The sequence below is a fragment of the Agriterribacter sp. genome, from assembly GCF_035444585.1.
Classification (GTDB): Bacteria; Bacteroidota; Bacteroidia; order Chitinophagales; family Chitinophagaceae; genus Agriterribacter.
In genome coordinates, this window is sequence record NZ_DAOMOZ010000150.1 from 6213 (window position 1) to 12380 (window position 6168).

A 6168-nucleotide genomic window follows, 5' to 3' on the forward strand; every position below is an offset into this window, starting at 1 on the left:
GTTCATATGCCCCGGCATACGACCCGCAACGGGATGTATGGCATACGTAACTTCCACGCCTTTTGACTCCAGTATTTTTTCCAGCTCATGGCAGTTATGCTGCGCCTGGGCCACGGCTAACCCGTAACCGGGAACAATAATGACCTTATGAGCGTAATTCATTATCATTGCCGCATCACTCACCGAGATCTCTTTGTAATTGCCATGCTCTTTTGCGCTTCCTGTGCTTTTATTGCTGGCGCCAAACGACCCGATCAGCACATTCAGGAGGGAACGATTCATGGCTTTGCACATTAAAATGGTAAGCAACGTACCCGCCGCACCAACCAATATACCACCCGTAAGCATTGCCTTATTGTTGTATAAAAAGCCTCCGCATGCGGCAGCCGCCCCTGTAAAAGAATTGAGCAAAGAAATAACAACAGGCATATCAGCTCCGCCGATAGGCATCACAAAAAAAACGCCGTACAGCAGGGATAATCCCAGTATGATATAAAACAAAGACACTCCGCTTGCAGGAAGCCAGCCGGTAAGATAAACCGATATAAAAAAAATGACCAGGAGCAAAGCGATATTAACCAGATGCTGTCCTTTGAAAACAAAATCCCTGATTTTCCCGTTGAGCTTGGCCCACGCTACCATACTACCGGCAAAGGATACACTGCCAATAACAAGTCCTGCCACAATGATAAGCAGGTGCTGCCGCAAGCCGCTTTGAAAAGCCGCATCAATGGCTGTCAGCGCCGGCGCCGATTGCAGTTCGCGCATAAGATGACCGAACTCCACCACCGATATCAAAGCTGCACAGGCACCACCCATTCCATTGAACATGCTCACCATTTCCGGCATAGCCGTCATTTTCACTTTGCGTGCAGCAACCGTTCCCACTACAGCTCCAATGAGCAAACCGCCAAATATCCAGGCATAATTGCCCAGCGCATTTCCCTCCTCATCTTTATACAAAAAAATAGTGCCGGCAACAGCAGCAGCCATCCCTGCAGCAGCAATCAGGTTGCCCCGCCTTGCCCTGGCAGGATGAGACAGCATCTTTAAACCAATAATAAAGGTTATGGAGGCGAGGAGGTAAATGGTTGTTAATATAGCTGCCACGTTTTATGTTTGAAATCTCAAATAGCAAAAAGCAAATAACAAAAAAAACAATAAATATTAAATTTAAACGCCTTATCCAAATCATTCTCCTCTCTTTTTCAAAATAGCAGAAAATATCAAAATAAATTCTTTTGCTTCCTGCCTCAACCCAATTCTTTCATTTTCCATTTCAGAAGAATGATCAGTTATAACAAGTCTTAACCAATAAGCTGATTCTTTTGCCTCTCTCCGGCAAGTTTTTATTTTCATCTTAAAATCTTTATCACCTATACTTTCATTCGCTTCAATATAATTAGCGCCGGGTGAACTACCCGCCCGGATTAGTTGTGATACGTATTCTGCATTTGCACTGTTTCTTGGCAATTTCAAACAGAAATCCCTTACCCGTTCCGCAAAAACCGCTGTTCTTTCTTCCAGGTCATATTTATTTTGCTGCCATTCCAATGTAAAGAAGTTTGGTGAGATCAATCGGTTATTTTTATTCCTTACCTGAATTTTGAATTCTTTTATTTTATTTGTTTTTGAGTTTTTTGAATTTTATACGCCCCGGCGGACAGGTTTGGTTCATGCTTTTGGTTCTTGTTTTTTGGTTCTTTGTATTTTTATTTGGTTCTTGCTTTCTGGCTCTTTGTATTTTTACTTGGTTCTTGTTTTTTGGTTCTTCGAATTTTTATTCCCACTAAACATTTCCAGCATCCTGTCCGTTACCACAAACCCGCCTACCACATTCAATGTGCCCAGTATTACCGCAAGAAAACCCAGCACGAGTGCGGGATAATTATCTTTTGCCGCCTGGCCCATTACTATGATGGCGCCAATGATCACCACACCATGAATGGCATTGGCACCGCTCATAAGCGGTGTGTGCAATACGGCAGGTACGTGACCGATCACTTCAATTCCAACAAATACCATCAGCGTAACGATGTAGATCATTTGCTGATGCTGAGCTATGAAGGAAAATATGGTTTCCATGATTTTATATTAGGTTTTTGATCTTTTCGTTTACAATTTCCCCGTTGTATACAATGCAGGTGCCTTTTACAAGGTCATCGTCAAAATTCAATGTTAACCTCCCTTCAGCGTCAATAAGAAGATCAAGAAAGTTGAGGATATTTTTACCGTACATTTTACTGGCATCAAAAGGCATGGATGAAGGCAATTCCGAATTACCAATGATGCTTACCCCGTTGTACCTGACCTCTTCATTGTTTTTTGTAACGGGTGTATTGCCGCCGGTTGCTGCAGCCGTATCAACAATTACCGATCCGGTGCGCATGGTTTTCAGCATATCTTCCGTAATGAGCAGAGGCGCCCGTTTGCCCGGTATCTGGGCGGTAGTGATCACAATATCCGCTTTAACGATATGTTCAGCGATTTTTTGCTGCTGTCTCAGCTTGTACTCATCCGACTGGTCTACCGCGTATCCGCCGGCTTTACTGGCATCGGCAACGCCTTCCACCTCAATAAATTTAGCACCGAGGCTCATTACCTCTTCTTTTACAGCCGCACGGGTATCAAACACTTCTACAACAGCACCCAGTCTTCTTGCCGTAGCGATAGCCTGCAAGCCCGCCACACCTGCGCCCAATATCAATACTTTTGCCGGCGGAATGCTCCCGGCTGCCGTCATGAACATGGGGAAGTATCTTCCGTAATGGTTAGCAGCAGTTAATACCGCTTTATACCCTGCAATATTGGCCTGACTGCTCAATACGTCCATGCTTTGCGCACGGGAAGTGCGTGGCAGCATATCCATGCTAAAAACCGTAATGCCGGCATTTGCATACTGCTGCATTAACCCGGGGTTATACAAAGGCTGCAAAACACCCAGCACCAGTGCACCTTTTTTCAGGTTGCTTATTTCCGGCGTTTCAATACCATGCAGGGAAAGAATAATATCGCATTGAGAAAGCAGTTCGTTTCTTGAAAACGACGCAACCCCCCTGGCATCGTAGGCAGCAGCATCGGCAAAAGCGCCTGTGCCGGCCTTATTTTCCACCCGTACCTCCACTTTCTTTTTTATCAAAGCCTCTGCCTGCCCGGGCAATAAGGAAACCCTGTTTTCTCCGGTAGGTTCTTTTAATATGCCTGCGATCATGAAATGAATTTAAAGATTTTCAGAGAATAAAGGACTTAGGATTGATTAAAAATTTGAGATGCCGGGAAAAAAGTCCCGTTCAAATAAAAGATATGTTCATATTCCGGTAAATGCTGAACCTTTTGGCAATATTGGAATATGCTGAAAATATCATATGCCGATTCCTCTAAAAAAAGTAAAAGTAATTCAAAGCCTTATTATCTTGGTAACCGACAAGGAGTCACACCAATCCATCTTATTACCTTATACAGCTAACCATGAAAATAGAATATTGCAATCTTCAAAAACGGATGCTGAAATTTTGCTTTATCTTAATATCCGGTGTAAAAAAAACGATACCGATAAAAAACAGGTCAATGCTGCAGGTAACGGAAGGATGTGATTGTATGATCTGCCACGCTTCTTCCATTTCTGCGCTCCAGTGTATATCATCAAAAACAAATACGGAAGCCGGTTGCGCATAAGGCAACAACCAGTTAAAATAGCGGAGTGCAGGCTCTTTACGGTGGTTGCCATCAACAAAAGCAAAATCAACCTGTTGTATTTTTTGTAAAGCCGGTTGCAGTGTGTTGTCAAAATTTCCTGTTACCGGGTGAATATTGTGAAGCTCAAGATGCGCGAAATGCTGCTTTGCCAGCGCCGCTATGGTTTCGGCGCCTTCAAAGGTAAACACTTCGGATGCTGTATTTGCTGCAGCAAGGTAAGCTGTAGTGATGCCAAACGAAGTTCCCAGCTCCACAATAGTATGGGGCTGGTAACAATGAACCATCCTGAACAGCAACCGGGCATATTTGGGTGATTTTAATGACCACCTGGCAATATCTTTTATGGTTCTTGTACGGGACGCCATAACGGAAGATCCTGCTCCATGATCCTGCACTTCAATTTTGGTATTGTTGATCAGCAATTGCTCCCGCAAACGCTCTACCTGGTCATACGCATAAAAAAACCGACTGTCATTCAATACATCTGTAATAAAATTGAAAACAAAGGGTGAATGTACGCCGTGTCCCTTACCGTTAGTGGCAGTGAGATGGTAATGAATGTATTTTAAAGCCAGTTGAAATGTACCGTACATCGGGTCAAAGCTATGGATACGGTGAGGAATAGCGAAATTCTTATCTTTCCCTTATCCATGTCTGGAAGGAATATGCGTAGGCATGCCTAGCATCTGAAGGAAAATCCAGTTCATACACTTTCTTCCAGCTCTGTTCGTCTATAGCAGGAAAAAAAACATCACCTTTCAATACGGCGTGTACACGGGTCATATAAATTTTATCGGCAAGCGGTAAAAAAACATTGTATATCTGCCCGCCACCCGCTACAAAAACTTCTTTGCAATCTGTTTCGGCTGCTTTTGCCAGGGCTTCTTCAACCGAGCCCACTACCCAAACATCATCGCGGTGTATACCATGATCCTTCTGCCGCGTAATAACAATATTATATCTTCCTGGCAGAGGTTCGCCGGCCATAGACAAATACGTTTTACGCCCCATAATAACCGGCATGCCCCAGGTGGTGTTTTTAAAAAACCTGAGGTCGTTCGGCAAATGCCATAACAGCTCATTGTGATAACCAATGGCATTGTTTTCGGAAGCGGCAACGATGAGGGATATAAGCATATGACAAATTATATACAAAGAACCAAATCACAAAAAACAAGAACCAAAGAAAATACAATTTAAGCCCGAAGTCAAAAATCCGAAATCCGGAGGAATACAAAGAACCTGGAACCAATGAAAATACAAATTAAGCCTGAAGTCAAAAATCCGAAATTCGAACAAATTAAATGTCAAATCCAATCCGAAGCCGGAATTCCGGAATCCGAGAGAATACAAAGAGCTAAGAACCAAAAGACAAGAACCAACCAAATCATGTACGCCGAAGCGGATTCAACGATAAACCACAAATCATAAACTATAAACTCCTCACACCGCCACCGGCGCTTTTATGGCCGGGTGATGCTGGTAATGTTCCAGCGTAAAATCTTCAAACCTGAAATCAAAGATATTTTTTACATCCTGGTTTAACTTCATTACAGGTAAAGGATATGGCTTGCGCGATAATTGGAGCTTCGCCTGTTCTATATGATTGTTGTACAAATGCACATCACCGAAGGTATGTACAAACTCACCGGGCTCCAGGGCGCAAACCTGCGCTATCATCAGCGTAAGCAAAGCATAGGAAGCGATATTAAAGGGAACGCCCAGAAAAACATCGGCCGACCGCTGATACAACTGGCAGGAAAGAGCAGGCTTTCCCCCACCTTTTGGTTCAGCCACATAAAACTGGAACATATTATGACAGGGCATTAAGGCCATTTTGGGGAGATCGGCCACATTCCATGCGCTTACAATTAACCTCCGGCTGTCGGGATTTTTTTTGATCTGATCAATAACTTCTGTGATCTGGTCAATGGTTTGCCCTCCGGCGCCTTCCCAACTGCGCCACTGTTTTCCATATACAGGCCCTAACTCACCATTGGTATCCGCCCATTCATTCCAGATGCTTACATTGTGGTCATTGAGGTACCTGATATTGGTATCGCCCTTCAAAAACCACAGCAATTCGTATATTATGCTTTTGAGGTGTAATTTTTTGGTGGTAACCAGCGGAAACCCTTCATTTAAACTGAACCGCGCCTGGTATCCGAAACAACTTATGGTACCCGTTCCGGTACGGTCGTGCTTTTGTACACCATTGTCTATAACATGCTGAAGCAATTGCAGGTATTGTTGCATGGGTGCAAGTTAAGGCAAAAGAGATAATTTGAAAACCTGGCGGCAGCTACCCTGGTGGGCAGGTTTGGTTCTTGTGATTTGTTCCCCGGTACTTTACGCTCAGATGCGGTACTGACCCTCCTTTTGTCGGGTGCCGACCGCATCTCCGGATTTAGAGCTTACCGCTTCGGATTTGAAATTTGAATTTTTATCTGGTTCTTGTGATTTGGTTCTTAT

The 6168-nt window shown here is 43.8% G+C and carries 7 protein-coding genes; all 7 read right to left on the bottom strand.

The features are described from left to right. Positions 1-1101 (bottom strand): NAD(P)(+) transhydrogenase (Re/Si-specific) subunit beta (locus PLH26_RS15145; RefSeq protein WP_502876396.1); only part of this gene is annotated, 1101 nt, incomplete at its 3' end. Between the two features lie 90 nt (positions 1102-1191). Continuing rightward, complete coding sequence (locus PLH26_RS15150; RefSeq protein ID WP_324586872.1) at positions 1192-1554, bottom strand: four helix bundle protein; 363 nt, start codon at positions 1552-1554, stop codon at positions 1192-1194. Positions 1555-1746: 192 nt separating this feature from the next. Continuing rightward, positions 1747-2085 (bottom strand): proton-translocating transhydrogenase family protein, encoded by a 339-nt coding sequence (locus tag PLH26_RS15155; RefSeq protein ID WP_324586873.1) that lies wholly within the window; start codon positions 2083-2085, stop codon positions 1747-1749. 4 nt (positions 2086-2089) lie between these two features. Next, complete coding sequence (locus tag PLH26_RS15160; RefSeq protein WP_324586874.1) at positions 2090-3211, bottom strand: Re/Si-specific NAD(P)(+) transhydrogenase subunit alpha; 1122 nt, start codon at positions 3209-3211, stop codon at positions 2090-2092. Between the two features lie 280 nt (positions 3212-3491). Then, a complete protein-coding gene (locus PLH26_RS15165) occupies positions 3492-4289 on the bottom strand; it encodes an O-methyltransferase (protein ID WP_324586875.1) in 798 nt (265 codons plus the stop codon). A 40-nt stretch (positions 4290-4329) separates the two neighbouring features. Then, a complete protein-coding gene (locus PLH26_RS15170) occupies positions 4330-4833 on the bottom strand; it encodes a dihydrofolate reductase (RefSeq protein WP_324586876.1) in 504 nt (167 codons plus the stop codon). Positions 4834-5139: 306 nt separating this feature from the next. Beyond that, complete coding sequence (locus PLH26_RS15175; RefSeq protein ID WP_324586877.1) at positions 5140-5952, bottom strand: thymidylate synthase; 813 nt, start codon at positions 5950-5952, stop codon at positions 5140-5142. Positions 5953-6168 lie beyond the last annotated feature (216 nt).